The organism is Anaeromyxobacter oryzisoli (genome assembly GCF_022690765.1).
Taxonomy (GTDB): Bacteria; Myxococcota; Myxococcia; order Myxococcales; family Anaeromyxobacteraceae; genus Anaeromyxobacter; species Anaeromyxobacter oryzisoli.
This window is the reverse complement of record NZ_JALCZA010000012.1, coordinates 1-14,830: the sequence shown is the minus strand read 5'-3', so window position 1 is coordinate 14,830 and position 14,830 is coordinate 1. Positions and strand designations below refer to the sequence as shown.

General features: G+C 76.2%; 13 protein-coding genes and 1 pseudogene. 8 read left to right on the top strand and 6 right to left on the bottom strand.

Annotated features, from left to right (window positions below):
* Positions 1–39: 39 nt before the first annotated feature.
* A complete protein-coding gene (locus tag MNZ27_RS06215) occupies positions 40–1,560 on the top strand; it encodes a CoA-acylating methylmalonate-semialdehyde dehydrogenase (protein ID WP_242393175.1) in 1,521 nt (506 codons plus the stop codon).
* Between the two features lie 9 nt (positions 1,561–1,569).
* On the opposite strand, the gene MNZ27_RS06210 is transcribed toward MNZ27_RS06215, so the two are convergent.
* Complete coding sequence (locus tag MNZ27_RS06210) at positions 1,570–2,457, bottom strand: PfkB family carbohydrate kinase (RefSeq protein WP_242393174.1); 888 nt, start codon at positions 2,455–2,457, stop codon at positions 1,570–1,572.
* A gap of 22 nt (positions 2,458–2,479) precedes the next feature.
* Positions 2,480–2,878, bottom strand: a complete 399-nt coding sequence (locus MNZ27_RS06205; RefSeq protein ID WP_242393173.1) for a hypothetical protein — start codon at positions 2,876–2,878, stop codon at positions 2,480–2,482.
* A 144-nt stretch (positions 2,879–3,022) separates the two neighbouring features.
* On the opposite strand from MNZ27_RS06205, the gene MNZ27_RS06200 reads away from it, so the two are divergent.
* Positions 3,023–4,051: a saccharopine dehydrogenase family protein gene (locus MNZ27_RS06200; RefSeq protein WP_242393172.1), complete on the top strand. Its 1,029-nt coding sequence runs from the start codon at positions 3,023–3,025 to the stop codon at positions 4,049–4,051.
* A gap of 27 nt (positions 4,052–4,078) precedes the next feature.
* Here the strand turns inward: MNZ27_RS06200 and MNZ27_RS06195 are convergent, their stop codons facing one another.
* Positions 4,079–4,798, bottom strand: coding sequence for an RNA methyltransferase (locus MNZ27_RS06195; protein ID WP_242393171.1), 720 nt, complete (start codon positions 4,796–4,798; stop codon positions 4,079–4,081).
* A gap of 124 nt (positions 4,799–4,922) precedes the next feature.
* Between MNZ27_RS06195 and MNZ27_RS06190 the strand changes: the two genes are divergently transcribed.
* Together MNZ27_RS06190 and MNZ27_RS06185 are read left to right on the top strand one after the other, a co-directional pair.
* Entirely contained in the window at positions 4,923–5,597 is a 675-nt protein-coding gene (locus MNZ27_RS06190) for a trimeric intracellular cation channel family protein (protein ID WP_242393170.1), read from the top strand.
* A gap of 98 nt (positions 5,598–5,695) precedes the next feature.
* Entirely contained in the window at positions 5,696–6,295 is a 600-nt protein-coding gene (locus MNZ27_RS06185; RefSeq protein WP_242393169.1) for a cytochrome c3 family protein, read from the top strand.
* 84 nt (positions 6,296–6,379) lie between these two features.
* Here the strand turns inward: MNZ27_RS06185 and MNZ27_RS06180 are convergent, their stop codons facing one another.
* Complete coding sequence (locus MNZ27_RS06180) at positions 6,380–8,485, bottom strand: GtrA family protein (RefSeq protein WP_242393168.1); 2,106 nt, start codon at positions 8,483–8,485, stop codon at positions 6,380–6,382.
* 303 nt (positions 8,486–8,788) lie between these two features.
* A complete protein-coding gene (locus MNZ27_RS06175; RefSeq protein ID WP_242393167.1) occupies positions 8,789–9,130 on the bottom strand; it encodes a hypothetical protein in 342 nt (113 codons plus the stop codon).
* Positions 9,131–9,332: 202 nt separating this feature from the next.
* Here MNZ27_RS06175 and MNZ27_RS06170 point away from each other — a divergent pair, with 202 nt between their 5' ends.
* The 3 genes from MNZ27_RS06170 (at position 9,333) to MNZ27_RS06160 (ending at position 13,449) form a co-directional block, all read left to right on the top strand.
* Positions 9,333–10,787 carry a hypothetical protein gene (locus MNZ27_RS06170; protein ID WP_242393166.1) on the top strand — a complete coding sequence of 485 codons (1,455 nt, stop codon included), beginning with the start codon at positions 9,333–9,335 and terminating at the stop codon, positions 10,785–10,787.
* A gap of 548 nt (positions 10,788–11,335) precedes the next feature.
* Positions 11,336–12,076, top strand: coding sequence for a 16S rRNA (uracil(1498)-N(3))-methyltransferase (locus MNZ27_RS06165; RefSeq protein ID WP_242393165.1), 741 nt, complete (start codon positions 11,336–11,338; stop codon positions 12,074–12,076).
* Positions 12,077–12,258: 182 nt separating this feature from the next.
* On the top strand, positions 12,259–13,449 hold the full coding sequence (locus MNZ27_RS06160) for a pyridoxal-phosphate-dependent aminotransferase family protein (protein ID WP_242393164.1): 1,191 nt from the start codon (positions 12,259–12,261) through the stop codon (positions 13,447–13,449).
* Here MNZ27_RS06160 and MNZ27_RS06155 read toward each other — a convergent pair.
* Positions 13,446–13,856 carry a response regulator gene (locus MNZ27_RS06155; protein WP_242393163.1) on the bottom strand — a complete coding sequence of 137 codons (411 nt, stop codon included), beginning with the start codon at positions 13,854–13,856 and terminating at the stop codon, positions 13,446–13,448. The two genes, MNZ27_RS06160 and MNZ27_RS06155, sit on opposite strands and share 4 nt — an antisense overlap.
* 266 nt (positions 13,857–14,122) lie before the next feature.
* On the opposite strand from MNZ27_RS06155, the pseudogene MNZ27_RS06150 reads away from it, so the two are divergent.
* A pseudogene (locus MNZ27_RS06150) lies at positions 14,123–14,830 on the top strand (hypothetical protein); the annotation flags it as partial.

Genomic DNA, 14,830 nt, shown 5'->3' with positions numbered 1-14,830 from the left:
CGCTTTTTTCCGGGCCTCCCCAGAGGCAGGAGATACTCCATGAGCGAGCCCGCAGAGCGGCTGGAGAGCCCGCGCCCCATCCCGCACTTCGTCGGAGGCCGGCTCCACCCGGGCCACGGCGGCCGGGAAGGCGACGTCTTCGATCCGGCGACCGGCGCGGTCACCGGCCGCGTCGCGCTCGCCGGGGCCGACGAGGTCGGCGCGGCCGTGGCGGCCGCGCAACGTGCGTTCCGGCCCTGGGCGGAGACCTCCCCGCTCCGGCGCGCCCGGGTGATGTTCCGGTTCCGGGAGCTCGTCGAGCGCGACCAGGAGCGGCTCGCGGCGATCGTCACGTCCGAGCACGGCAAGACGATCCCCGACGCGCGCGGGGAGGTGCAGCGCGGTCTCGAGGTGGTGGAGTTCGCCACCGGTGTCCCCCAGCTCCTCAAGGGCGAGTACACGGAGCAGGTCGCCACCGGGATCGACGCGTGGTCCGTCCGGCAGCCGCTCGGCGTGTGCGTCGGGATCACCCCGTTCAACTTCCCGGTCATGGTGCCGATGTGGATGTTCCCGATGGCCATCGCCTGCGGGAACGCCTTCGTGCTGAAGCCTTCGGAGCGCGACCCGTCGGCGTCGCTCGCCCTGGCCGAGCTGCTGCGAGAGGCCGGGCTGCCGGACGGGGTGTTCAACGTGATCCAGGGCGATCGGACCGCGGTGGACGCCCTCCTCGCCCACCCGGACGTGCAGGCCGTGAGCTTCGTGGGCTCGACCGCGGTCGCCCGGCACGTGTTCGCCACCGGCGCCGCCGCGGGGAAGCGCGTGCAGGCCCTCGGCGGCGCGAAGAACCACCTCGTCGTCATGCCCGACGCCGACCTGGACCAGGCGGCGGACGCGCTCGTCGGCGCCGCGTACGGCTCGGCCGGGGAGCGGTGCATGGCCGTGTCCGTGGCCGTGGCGGTCGGGGACGCCGCCGATCCGCTCGTCGAGCGGCTCGCGCCGCGCGTCCGCGCCCTGAAGGTCGGCGACGGGCGCGATCCGGAGGTCGAGATGGGCCCGGTCATCACCGCGGAGCACAGGGCGAAGATCCTCTCCTACCTGGACGACGGGCTCGCCGCCGGCGCGCGCCTCGCCGTGGACGGCCGCGGCCTGCGGGTGAAGGGGCGCGAGGGCGGGTTCTTCCTCGGCGGGTCGCTGTTCGACCAGGTGACGCCCGGGATGCGCGTCTACCGCGAGGAGATCTTCGGCCCCGTGCTGTGCGTCGTCCGCGTGCCGGACCTCGCGGGCGCCGTCGAGCTCGTGAGCGGCCACGAGTACGGGAACGGCGCCTCGATCTTCACCCGCGACGGTCGCGCGGCGCGCGAGTTCGCGCACCGCGTCCAGGCCGGCATGGTCGGCGTGAACGTGCCCATCCCGGTTCCGATGGCGTTCCACAGCTTCGGCGGGTGGAAGCGGAGCCTGTTCGGCGACCACCACGCGCACGGCCCGGAGGCGATCCGCTTCTACACGCGGCTCAAGGCCGTCACGCAGCGCTGGCCGACGAGCGGCGGCGGCCCCGCCTTCTCGATGCCGACGCCGAGCTAGCCGGCCACACTAACCGGGGAGCACCAGCACCCCGGCCGCCCGGGCGCGCGCCTCGGCGATCCGGTCGAGCGCCGCGGCGCCGCGGGCCTCCACGACGATCGACGCCGCCCCCGCCCCGAGGCGCGCGGCGTCGGCCGGCTCCAGGCCCTCGGCGAGCCCCAGGAAGAACGCTGCGGAGAACACGTCGCCGGCGCCGGTGGGATCGACCTCCCGCGTCTCGTACGCGCCGATCCGGAGCGCGCGGCCGCGCAGGAAGAGGTCGCACCCGTGCTCGCCATGCGTGAAGGCGACGACGGGGATGGCCGCGACGAGCCGCTCGAGCAGGTCGCCCTGCCCGCGAAGGTCGTCCTCGCCGACGCAGGCGGCGTGGACGCCGCGCAGCGCCTCCGGCGCGGGGCGCCAGGGCGGCTGGATCACCGCGCCGTCCGGCGCCACCGCGCGGACGCAGCCCTGGATGCCGAGCCCGACGAAGGGGGCGCGCACCGCCGCGAGCCACGCGCCGAGGTCGAGCTCGCCGATGACGGGGGCGAGGTGTACGAGGTCCGCCTCGAGCCAGCCCGCCGGCGCCAGCGCGGGGTCGAGCGGAGGGGCGACCGCCTCGACCCGCTGGGTCCGGACGCCGGCCTCGTCATAGCGGTTCACGAACGTCGTCGTGCGACCCGCTGGCGCGATGGAGAGCTCCGCTGCGGCGAGGGCGTCCGTCGGGAAGTCGGGCCCGGCGGCGGTGATGGCGCGGACCCGGGCGCCGAGGCCGAGGTAGGTCCGGGCGGCGTAGCTCACCGTGCCGCCGGGCTCGAGCCCCCCCTCCCAGCGGTCGAGCGTGACGTGGCCGGCGAGGAGCACCGTCCTCGCCAGCGGGGCGAGCCCTGCACCAGAAGGATGACCAACCGCGGACACGCGGACTCCCCTCTTTGCGCTTCTACGGATCGTCACCGGGATCGGCGGCGTCCGGGCCCCCGCCGGCCTCCGGCGGCGGCGCCGCCCCGGGGCCCGCGGCGAGGCATGTCCAGAGCCGCGCCAGGGTCCGCTGCGGCCAGGCGTCGTCGTCGTCCGCCTCGCGCGGCGCGGAGGAGAGGCCGTGCGCTGCGGCGAGGAGCTGGATCGCGAACTTCACGAGCGTGTCGCGAGCGTGCTCGCGGCCGAAAACGCCGTCCCCGAGCTCGTGCTCCTCCCCGCCAGGGGCGAGGACGCAGATCGGGCGCCAGTACTCCGGCTCGGGGTGCGGCCGGACCGCGAGGAACGTGCCCGCGCCCTCTCCGCCGTCGGAGAGATCGCAGAAGAGCCCGCCGTCGCGCTCCAGCCACGTGAGGGGTGTCATCAACCGATTCTAACGGCCCTTCGGGCCGAGGGCTCACCGCTGCCCCGAGCCCGTGCCCGTGAGCGTACCCGGCCTCCCGCGCGCCCCGGATCGGAGTCCGAACGCGCTCGCCACAGGCGCCCCGATCCGCGCTAGCCTTCCCCCGTGTCCACTCCGACCCTGCTCATCTACGGCGCCTACGGCTACACCGGCGCGCTCGTGGCCCGCGAGGCCGCCGCGCGCGGCCTCCCGATCGTCCTCGCCGGCCGCGACTCCGAGCGGCTCGTCGCCCTCTCTCGCGAGCTGCGCGTCCCCTGGCGTGCCTTCCCGCTGACGGACCCGGACGCGATCCGGCGCGGGATCGAGGGCAGCGCCGCGGTGCTGCACTGCGCCGGTCCGTTCGTGCACACCTGGCGCAACGTCGCCGAGGCCTGCCTCGAGCTCCGCGTGCACTACCTCGACCTCACCGGCGAGCTCGCCGTGTTCAACGGGATCGCCTCGCTCGGCCCGCACGCCGAGCGCGCCGGGGTGATGCTCCTGCCGGGCGCCGGCTACGACGTGGTCCCCTCCGACTGCCTCGCCGCGCACCTCGCGCAGCGGCTCCCCGGAGCCCGGTCGCTCACGCTCGCCCTCTCGACCCTCGGCCAGCTCTCGGTCGGCACCGCCCGGACCCTGCTCGCGCACCTGGACGCGCGGGCCCCGGCCGGCGCGCCCGCGGTGCGATCGTTCGACCTCGGCGAGGGCCCGGTCCCGTGCGTCTCCCTTCCGTGGGGCGACCTCGCGACCGCGCCGCGCTCCACCGGGATCGCCGAGGTCGCGACGTACATGGCCGTCCCCGCCTGGGCGCGCGCGTTCCTGAAGCTCGCGCCGCGCCTCGCGCCGCTGGTCCGACCGCCGCGCGTCGCGGACGTCGTCGCGCGCCTCCTCGCGCGCGGCGGTCCGGGGCCGGACGCGGCCGCGCGCGCCCGCGGGCGGACCGTCGTGTACGGCGAGGCCGTGGACGGCTCCGGCAAGAAGGTCGCCGCCCGGCAGCGCGGTCCGGAGGGCTACACGCTGACCGCGCTCGCCGCCACCGAGATCGCACGCCGGGTCCTCGCCGGCGAGGTCCGCCCCGGCTGGCAGACGCCCGCGTCGGCGTACGGCCCGGACCTCGTCCTCGGGATCCCCGGCGTGGAGCGGGAGGACCTGGGGTAGCTCCCCGCACGCGCCGGCGCGGCCGCGCTATCGCGCTCCCCGGGGGCGCCCCAGCGTCCGGAGCGCGGCGAGCCACAGGCTCGCCTCGCGCCGCGACAGGCGCGCGCGCCGGAGCGCCGCCGCGAGGTCCCGGACCGCGTGCCGCTCGGGCCCGGCGAGGAACCCGGCGGTCCGGAGCGCGTCGCGCAGCGCGTCCTCCACCCGCTCCAGGTCCGCGTCCGTCGCGCCCTGCGGCAGCCGCGTCGCCCGCGCCGGGGCGGCGGCGAGCGCGGCGCGCCGGACCTCGTAGCAGTAGAGGAGCACGGCCTGCGCGAGGTTCACCGAGGGCTGGGCCTCGCCGGTCGGGATCGCCGAGAGGTCGTGGCAGCGGTGGATCTCCTCGTTGGTGAGCCCGCTCCGCTCGTCCCCGAACACGATGGCGGTGCGCCCCTCCCCGGCGCGCTCGAGCGCCTCGCGGGCGACCGCGGCGGGCGCGAGCCGGCGCTTCCCGCGGACGGCCCGCGAGCTGGTGCCGACGACCCAGGCGCAGTCCGCGACCGCCTCGTCGAGCGTCGCGACGAGGCGCGGCCGGTCGAGCAGGTCCTCGGCGTGCACGGCGACCCGGCGCGCCGCCCCGAAGTCGTGGGTCCCGAGGGCGGCGATGGCCCAGTCGTCGAGGCCGAAGTTCTTCATGGCCCGGGCGGCGGCGCCGAGGTTCTCGGGGTTGCGCGGGCGGAGGAGCACGATCCGGACGGGGAGCGGTGTCATCTCTTCGCGATGCTACCCTGCCGGCGTGGGACACGCAGGGAGCCTGCGCCGCAGGACCTGGCCGCTGCACGAGGGCGGGGCCGCCGTCGGGCGGGAACGCCCCGGGCGTGCTTAGATGTCCGCCGTGGACCCGCTCCGCGCGCAGCAGTTCCTCGAACGCCCGTTCGCCCTGGACATCGCCTTCGATCTCGCCGCGACGTTCCTGTTCGCGGTGACCGGCAGCCTCATCGCGCGGAAGAAGCGCTACGACGCCGTGGGCGCCATCGTCCTCGCGTTCGTCACCGGCCTGGGCGGCGCCCTCCTCCGCGACGCCCTGTTCCTCCGGGAGGGGCCGCCCGCGGTGATCACCGACGGCCGCTACCTCGGCGCGGTGCTCGCCGGCGCCGCCGCCACGTTCTTCTTCAGCAAGCACCTGCAGCGCCTCCGGCTCGTGTTCATGCTCGCCGACGCCCTGGCGCTCGGGACGTACGCGATGGTGGGGGAGCAGAAGGCGCTCGCGGCGGGGCTGCCGGTCCTCACCGCGTTGCTGGTGGCGGTCGTGAACGCCGTGGGCGGCGGGGTCCTGCGCGACGTGCTCGTGCGCGAGGAGCCGCTCATCTTCAAGCCGGGCGAGTTCTACGCGCTCGCGGCCCTCGCAGGTGCGGTCGCCTTCCTCGGGCTCGCTCGCGGGCTGCACCTGCCGCCGACGCTCGCCGCCCTGGTCGGGATCGCCGTCGCGTTCGCCGCGCGGATGCTCTCGGTCCGTCTGGGCTGGCGCACCGGCGCGCTGTGGGACGAGGAAGGGCGGAGTGGACCTTGATGGCGACGGCGGGTCCGTTGTCGTCCGTCAAGGAACCGTCGGGGCCTGAGCCCTTACATTGCCCACCCGTTCCCCTGATCCATCAAGGAGTCTCACCGATGTCGCTCGCCCGCAGGTCCTTCCTCGTCGCCCTCGCCACCACCTTCCCCCTCGCCGCCCTCGCCGCGGGCGCCCACGACAGCGTCGGCTGCTCGGGCTGCCACTCGATCCACACCGCCAAGGGCGAGATCATCTTCGCCGTCCCGCAGAACAAGACGATGCTGAACCCGAAGACGAAGCAGCCGTACACGGGCACCACGGCGCTCTGCCTCGGCTGCCACGCCGACTCGAAGGAGGGCGGCCAGGGCTACGCCCCGGTGAACGGCCACATGAGCCACCCGTTCGGCCTCGCCTCGGTCAACCCCAAGATCGCGAAGGTCCCGCCGGAGCTGCTCCGCGAGGGCGGCCGCTTCGAGTGCCTCGGCTGCCACGACCCGCACCCGTCGAACCCGTACTACAAGTACCTCCGCGTCGACACGGCCAAGGGCTCGAAGATGGACGCCTTCTGCGCCGTGTGCCACCCGATCAAGGCCGACGTCGCCACGGCGAAGGAGAGCGCGGTCCTCTTCACGTCGATGGACGAGACCGGTGACCGGGTCCTGAAGGCCCCCGCCCCCGCCCCGGCCGCCGCCCCCAAGGCCCCCGCGAAGAAGAAGTAGCGGCCGAAGCCACAGGCGAATCGAGCGGGCCCTCCGGCGAACGCCGGGGGGCCCGTGTCGTAAGAAGGCTCTCGGGCTCCGCCCTCAACGAGGAGAAGCCGTCCTCGCCACCTGGGGCCCGAGGTCCGAGGCGTGCGGCCTCCTCCCCGCCGTCGCGGCCCGCGGCCGCCAGACCTCGAGCAGGCCGCGAGGCGCGGAGAGGAACACCGGCTCGTAGCGGTCCGCGAGCTCGACGACGAGCGCCGCGCCGCACGGCGTCTCCAGGTTCTCGCGCGTCGCACCCCACACCAGCACGTAGTCGATCGTCCCCAGGCGCGGCGCCGCCCGGAGGTCCACGCACGGCGGGACGCCCTCCATGCGCCCGCGGTTGCTCGCGATGATCCGGAACGGGTTCCGGTCCGCGGGCCAGCGCACCGGGCACTGATCGGTGTTCGCCTGGCTGTTCTTCAGCTCCACGCCGCCCTGCGCCGCGACGATCCAGCTCGCGCCGTGCAGGAACGGCTTGATCCGGTAGCCCATCCGGCGGCCGTGCGCGTCGCGCGGCCCGTGCGGCGCGAGGGCGAGCGGGAGGATCACCCGATCGTTCCCCACGAACCGCCCCGCCGAGACGAGCTCCTCCATCAGCGCGGAGAGCCGCCGCTCCTTGTCGAGCCGGACGCCGAGGGCGACCACCGAGATCGCCGCGAGGGCGAGCGCCACACGCCGCACCGCCACCCGTGGCGCGGCGCCGGCGCCGATCCACGCGGCCGTGCAGAGGAACGCGAAGAGCGCGAGCCGGTCCGAGACGTACGCGCCGGCGGCCACCACGTCCGGCACGGCGAAGTAGAGGACCACGAAGATCGCCGCCGCGAGCAGCCACCCGTCGTTCGGCCGGAGCGTCGGCCCGCGACCGGCCCGCACGAGCAGCAGGTGCACCACCCCCACGAACAGGACGAGCACCACCATCACCGCGAGCGGGAGCTCGCCCCGGTCGATGGAGACGAGGGCGTACCCGGCGGCGAGCTTCGCGGCGAGCTCCGGAAACGGGAGCCGCGCCGACGCCCGATCGCGGTGCGCGACGACCCACGCGAGGACGAGCGCGATCCCCGGGGCGAAGGTGAGCGCCCCCGCCGCGAGCCGCCTGCCGTACCCGCGCAGCACGCGGCGGCGCCGCGCCGAGCTCGGCCCCGCCCGTCGCACCGAGGCCCAGGCCCGGAGGCCCAGCACCGCAGCCGCCGCGATCACCGCCCCGACGAACGCGACGAGGTGCGCCAGGTACAGGAGCGCCGACAACGCGGCGAGCCCGGCGAACCGCGCCGGCGAGAGCCGGCCGCGCGTGCGCAGGTAGAAGCCCGCGGTGAGGAAGGCGAGGGCGAGGCCCCACGAGAAGTTCCAGAACCCCATGAAGAAGGGGAACGCGTGGACGAACGGGAAGACCGCGAGCGCCGCCCACCACCCGCGCGCCCCGCGCGGCAGCACCGCCCGGAAGGAGAGCGGCAGGAGCAGGGTGTAGCCGGTGAGGACGAGCTTCTCGGCGGTCGGCGCGGAGACGATCCCGAGCAGCGGCGCGAGCAGCAGCTGCGTGAGCCAGTTCGGCTGCGCCCCCCAGTTGGCGACGTAGTACCGCTGCAGGAGCGGGGAGGTCGCGTGGTGCAGCAGGGCGAGCGTGTTCTCGACGTGCAGGGGGCCGTCCTGCGTCGGGACGTAGGCGACGAGCCAGGTGGGCAGCGCGTGCAGGACCAGGAGCGCCGCGAAGATCGCCGCCGGCACCGCCGCCGCCCGTGACGCGCGTCGCGGCGGGCGAGCGCGCGCGCGGGCGTGACCGGCCCAGGCGAACCGGACGCTCCCTGCGTAGCTCCAGGCGAAGGCGAGGGCGATCCCCGCGAGCTGCGCGGCGGAGCGCCAGGGCCCGAGCGCGGGACGGCCGAGCAGCCGGCGCGCGCCGAGCGCGAGCGCGGTGAACGTCCCGAGCTGCACGATCACCCCGACGGCGCTCACGGCGTGATACCGCAGCAGCCGCCGGCCGGCGCCGCCGGCGCCGTGGCGATCGCGGAAGGTGAAGGTGTCGTTCAGCAGGAAGTTCGAGACGACGCTCGCCTCGATCGCGAGGGCGGAGGCGGCGATCTCCGGCACGCCGAGCCCCGCGGCGAGGACGTGCAGCGCCGCGAGGTTGACCCCTACGCCCGAGATCCCGACGAGCGCGAAGCGCACCAGCCGTTCCCGGCCTCCCGGCACACGCGATGGCGCCTCGCCACCCGAGGATTCCTGCATCGGGTCGGTCCCCCCTCGGGAGACCTTGGGGACCAGGTGCCAGGCGGGGCATCCCGCGAAGGGAGGCCGTGCCCATCGAAGGTTGCCCGCGCCTCCGCACCCCTGGCGCGCCCGCAGGGACGTCCCCGCCCGCGTCCTCCCCGTGCCCACCCCCGAACGCGTGCTGGGTGGATGCGGAAGGGCCGGAACCGCGCGCCATCCGCGCGACGACGAGCGACCCCGAGCGAGCCCGGCGCTACACCGTCAGTTCAAGTATCGCGGGCGCGCAGCGGCCGCCGCCGGGGCCTCGACCCCCATCAGCTCGAGCCCCTGGCGCGTGAGGAGGTAGCGGACGGTGCCGCTCCCGCGCTCCGTGTCAAGCCTCGCCTCGAACGCCGGGCCGCTGATCGCGCCGAGCTGCATCGTCTTCTTGAGGTTCGTGACCCGGCCGTTCACCAGGTCCCCCGCCACGGGCGCGACCGCGCTGTCGCGCCGGTAGAGCTCCATCGCGGCCTCGTGCAACGTCGCGGCGAGGCTCGGGGTGAGCGGGATGCTCGAGAAGAGGACGGAGATCAGCGTCCAGCGGGGCGGCGCTTCGGCGGACATTGACTCCATTGTACCCGACCGGCGGCCGCGCGCGTCGCCCGCGGCACGCGCGGGTCGGCCCGCGCACCGGCGAGTCGCCCCGGCCCACGCAGGGACCGGCACACGCGCGGTCGGATGATTACCCACGTGTGGAGCCCACCCGGCGGGCGCGCGAGCGAGCGCGCCGTCGCTCGCCGCCCCTGGAGAACGCAGGAGTCGAGCCGTGTCCGAGGAACGCCATCATCACGCCACCGACAACACCGCCGCGGCGGCGCTCCCACGCCGGGTGCGGAGCTGGCTCGGCCTCCCGACGGAGCCGCGGGTGCGCCGCCCCCGCCGCGTCCGGCTCGAGCCCGTCCACCGGACCTGGATCGCCGCGTGCTGGCAGGCCCGCGCCGGAGTGACCGCGGGCGTGACGCTCGACGACTACCTCCGCTCCCGCCTCGCGCACTACCTCGCGATGCTCCCGGTCCCCCGCGCGCGCTTGCCCATCGCGGTCGACGTGGACGACGGCGAGCTCGTGGTGAAGCCCGTCGAGGAGCGCCGGCCGGCGCCCCCCGCCGCCGAGCCGGACGCATGGCTCGCGCCGCTCGTCGCGCTGGAGGGCCCCGCGGTGCGCCAGGAGGCCGCCGAGCTGGAGGTGCGGCTCGCCGTCCTCGACGGCGAGATCGACGCCGCGCGCCGCCGCGGGGAGGAGCTGTCGCGCCGCGTCGCCGCCGACGTCTCCTCCGGGCTGCTGGTGGCCCCCTCCGGCGTCGAGGCGACCGCGGAGCAGCTGGGCCGCCCGCCCGTCCACGGCGCGCTGCCGCAGCTCTCCCTCGGCGCGTTCGCCGCGGCGGCGTTCGCCGCCGAGTCCTGGCAGGTCGCGCTGCCGCTCCTCCGCGCCGCGGACGTGGACCCCGCGCGCCTCGGGGCGGAGTCCGCGCGGCGCCCCATCGAGACCGCCTTCGCGGCCCTCTTCGCCTTCGGCGTCTCCGCAGCGCTCTTCGGGCTCGCCCACGTGGGGCTCGACGGCGCGATCTCCGCCGCGCGCGGCGAGGCCGACCGGCCGAGGCGGCGCGCGCTGGCGGTCGCCGCGGGCGCCGCGACGGCCATCGCGGCGCTCGTCGCCGCGGCCCTCGGCGCCATCGAGCCGCGCGGCGCGCGGATGCCGGTCGCGACCTACGTGCTCCTCCTGCTCGCGGTGCCGCTCGCGACCGCGCTCGCGCTCCGACGCGCCCGCGCGGCGGCGGCGCTGCGCGAGGCGGAGGTGGCGGCCGCGCTCACCTGGGATCGGGAGCGCGCCCGGACCCTGGCCGAGCGCGCCCGCAGGCTCGAGGAGCTGGACTGGGCCGACCAGGAGGTGCGCGATCTCGAGCGGCAGCGCGACGCCGCGCGGCGGCGGCTGCGCGAGATCTCCGCCCGCGCCATGACCGCCGCGCGCGTCGGCGTCGAGGCGGAGCACCGCGAGCGCGTGGCGCTGGCCCGGCTCGCGCAGAGCCTGCTCGGCGCGCTCGAGCTGGATCGATACGAGTACGTCCGCCAGGCGTCCGTGCGCGGCGCGCCCGAGCTCGTGGCGCCGCGCCGGAGGAAGTCGGCCGACGTCCGCTCCCCACCGCTCGGAGAGTCGCCCACCCCGGCCCCCGGCGCGATGGGCGTCCCGGTCCCGTCGCCCGCGGAGGGGCGGCTGGCGTCTTGATATCGGGGGCTGGCGCCCCCGCCCCGTCCACCCTGAGCTCGTCGAAGGGTGGCCGGGGCCCCACCCCTGCTGCGCGGGTCCCGTGACCGCTCGCGGCCCCCGCTTCGCGGGGGATCGCTCGCGGTCCCCGCGCGGAGGGGCTGCGCCCCTCCCCCCGCCATGCGTGACGGCTCGGATTTCCTTCACTCCCCCGAACGCGAACGCGAACCCGCGCGCCCGTTATCCGTGCACCGTCACCGTCACCGGCTCGTCGTGACCCGTGAACCGGGTCCCGTGGCCCGTGGCCCGGTATCCGTGGTCCGACCGCGCCATCGGATCACGGGCCGAGGGACCAGGGGCTGCGGGAGCCGGGTGCGGGTTCGGGTTCGCGTACCGGCAGAGCGTGAACCGTCGCCCGATCCCCGTCGTCCGACGTCCAACGGAGCACGGGCCATGGGACACGGGAGGCGGGACGCGGGCACGGAAACGGGCACGCTCACGGGCACGGTGACGGGGACGGGTGAGACGCGCATTGACACCCACCCGAGCCCACGCCACCCTCCGCCGGCGTGAACCTCCTCCTCCTCGAGGCCGACGAGCTGGCGCCCGACGGCACCGCCCGGCTCTCGGATCGGCGCGCGCGCCACGTGCTCGACGTCCTCCGCGCCGCGCCCGGCGATCGGCTCCAGGTCGGCGTCGTGGGGGGCCGGATGGGCGAGGCGCGGATCCTCGCGGCGACCCCCGCGGAGGTGGTGCTCGCGCCGGTCCTCGACCGCGACCCGCCGCCGCCTGCCCCGGTGGCGCTCCTGCTCGCGCTCCCCCGGCCGAAGATCCTCCGGAAGGTGCTCGCCGCCGCGGCCTCGATGGGGGTGAAGCGCCTCGTGCTGCTCGGGAGCTGGCGCGTCGAGAAGAGCTACTGGGCGTCGCCGCTCCTCGAGCCGGAGGCGCTGCGGGAGCACCTCCTGCTCGGCCTGGAGCAGGGGCGCGACACGATCCTCCCCGAGGTGATCGTCCGCCGCCTCTTCAAGCCGTTCGTCGAGGACGAGCTCGCGGCGACCTTCCCCGAGCCGGCGCGCCTCCTCGCTCACCCGATCGGCGCCGCGCCGCTCGACGCGCTCGCGCCGGGCGGGCCGCGCGCCGCCCTCGCCATCGGGCCGGAGGGCGGCTGGACCGCGTACGAGGCCGGCGCGCTCGCCGAGCGCGGGTTCACGCCGTTCTCCCTCGGCCCGCGCGTGCTCCGGGTGGACGCCGCGGTGCCGTACGCCGTCGGCCAGGTGGAGCTCTGGCTGCGCCGCGGCGCCGGGGGGTGACGTCGAGCGGCGTTCGACGGCCCTCCGTTCTCGTTGGTACGCCCACGGTCCGTCGCGCCGGAGCGCCACGCGCCCGTTTTTGCGCACGGACGTCACGGGGGTCGCGCCGGCGGGTCCGCGGCGGGTATGATCGCGCTTCATCTTCCGCGGCCGCCGCCCGGCCGCCTCCGCGAGGTCCCCACATGAACGTCCCTGCCGTCTCCGAGCTGGCGCCGCCGACCCGCCTCCTCCTCGGACCTGGCCCGAGCATGGTCCATCCACGCGTCCTCCGCGCGATGGCCACCCCGCTCCTCGGCCACCTGGATCCGCGGTTCCTCGAGCTCATGACCGAGGTGCAGGCGCAGCTCCGGGCCGTGTTCCGGACGGAGAACCCGTTCACCATCGCCGTCTCCGGGACCGGCTCGGCCGGGATGGAGGCGGCCCTCGTGAACCTGCTCGAGCCAGGGGACGCGGCGATCGTGGTCGCGGCGGGCGTGTTCGGGAACCGGATGGCCGACATCGTCGGCCGTTGCGGCGCGCGCGCCGTGAAGCTCGAGGTGCCCTGGGGCCAGGTCTGCGACCCCGCCCGCATCGAGGAGGCGCTCGCGAGGGAGGGGAAGGTGAAGCTCGTGGCGATCGTGCACGCCGAGACCTCCACCGGCGCGGAGCAGCCGATCGCCGGGCTCGGCGAGCTCTGCCACCGTCGCGGCGCGCTGCTCGTGGTGGACACCGTGACCTCGCTCGGCGGCGTGCCGGTCGAGGTGGACGCCTGGGAGGCCGACGCCGTCTACTCCGGCACGCAGAAGTGCCTCTCCTGTCCGCCCGGGCTCTCGCCGCTCACCCTCTCGCCGCGCGCGCTCGAGGCGGTGAAGGCGCGGAGGACCAAGGTCCAGAGCTGGTACCTCGACGTCGGCCTCGTCGCCGACTACTGGGCGGAGGGGAAGCGCGTCTACCACCACACCGCCCCGATCTCGATGATCTACGCGCTCCGCGAGTCGCTCCGGCTCGTGCTCGAGGAGGGGCTCGAGGCCCGCTTCGCGCGCCACCGCCGCCACTCGGCCGCCCTCGTGGCGGGGCTCGCCGCCCTGGGGTGCACGCCGCAGGCGCAGGAGGGGCACCGGCTCTCGAGCCTGAGCTGCGTCCGCGCGCCCGCCGGGGTGGACGAGGGCGCCGTCCGACGCGCCCTCCTCGCCGACCACGACATCGAGATCGGCGGCGGCCTCGGACCGCTCGCCGGTCGGGTCTGGCGCATCGGCCTCATGGGCGAGTCCGCGCGCCAGGAGAACGTGCTGGCCGTCCTCGCCGCCATCGAGCAGGCCCTGGCGAAGCAGGGCAAGGCGCCGAGGCCCGGCGCCGCCGTCTCCGCCGCGCTCGAGGCGTACGCCAAGACCTAGCCCGCGCCGCACGCCGCGCCCGCGGGCGACGGCGGCAGCACGCGCCGGACCGCCTCGACGAGGGCGACCTCGCCGAGCGGCTTCCGCAGGATCGCGATCGCGCCCGCGCGGCGCAGCTCGTCCTCCGCGCCCGCGTGGCCGGAGAAGCCGATCGCCGGGATCGCCCGGAGGCGCGGGTCGGAGGAGGCGCGCAGCGTCCGGATCAGCTCCGCCCCGGTCATCCCCGGCATGTAGTGATCGACGAGGCAGAGATCGGGCGGATCACCCGCGGCCACCTCCAGCGCGCCGATCGCCGATTCGGCCGCGATCACGTCGTACCCGGCGTGCTCGAGCGCCTGCGAGAGGAGGGTCCGGAGGATCTCGTTGTCGTCCACGACGAGGATCCGGGTAGGGCCGGCGAAGGACACGGGCGGAGCGTACCGACCGGCAGGAGCCGCGGGTATCCCTTGCGCGCCCGACGCCACCCCGACCCGTCGCGCGACCCGCTTGCGTCCAGCGGGACGAGGCACACGGAATCGTGCCGCCGGAGCGGCGCAATGCGAGCGGGTGGCCCCCTCGAGCTGGCTCGCGCAGGCCGAGCCCCGCCGGGCTCGCTTGGCGGTCTCCCGACCGCCTCCCTAGCTTCGCGGAGGGGCGAGGGTCGGAGGACAGGCCGGTGACGGACGGAGGCGAGATGTTCTCAGGGACGGGGCGGCACGAGCGGAGCTGGCGGCGATTCCTCGCCACGGCGGTGGAGGCGTGGCGGGCGCGGCGTGCCGCGCGCGCGGCGCGGGAGCAGGGCCCTCAGCGAGAGCCGCGGCTCAGCCGGTCGCGGGCTGGCGCGGCGCTCGAGGCCCGGCTCGCGGTGCGGGCGGGCGTGCGCCTCCAGGACTTCCTGCGCCACCGGCTGGCGAGGTACGCGACGCGCCTCCCGGTGACGCTCGAGGAGCTCCCCATCCGGATCGACGTCCAGGACGGCGAGCCGGTGGTCCTGGCGCGGCCCGCCCGGGCGGCGCTCGACGCCACCCTCCCCTCCGCGTCGCGCTCGTCCGGCGAGCGCTGGCTCCACGCGCTCGAGGCCCGCGAGGGCCCCGCCGCGGCACGCGAGGTGCGCGATCTCGAGGCCGCGCTGGCCGCGCTCGACGGTCGGGCGGAAGAGGCGAGGGCGCGCGCGGCGAAGGTCTCGGAGCAGCTCGCGGCGGATCTCGCCTCCGGCTCCTTGCCGGCCGCGGCCGCCGTGAACGCGACGCCGGAGCAGCTCGGGCGCCCTCCCGTGGCGCTCGCGGCCCCCCCGCAGCTCCTCCGCGCCTTCGCGCTCGCCCTCCTCGTCGCCGAGACGTGGCGGATCGCCGATCCGGTGCTGGCCGCGTCGGGGCTCGGGACCGCCGACCTCGCGGCCGCG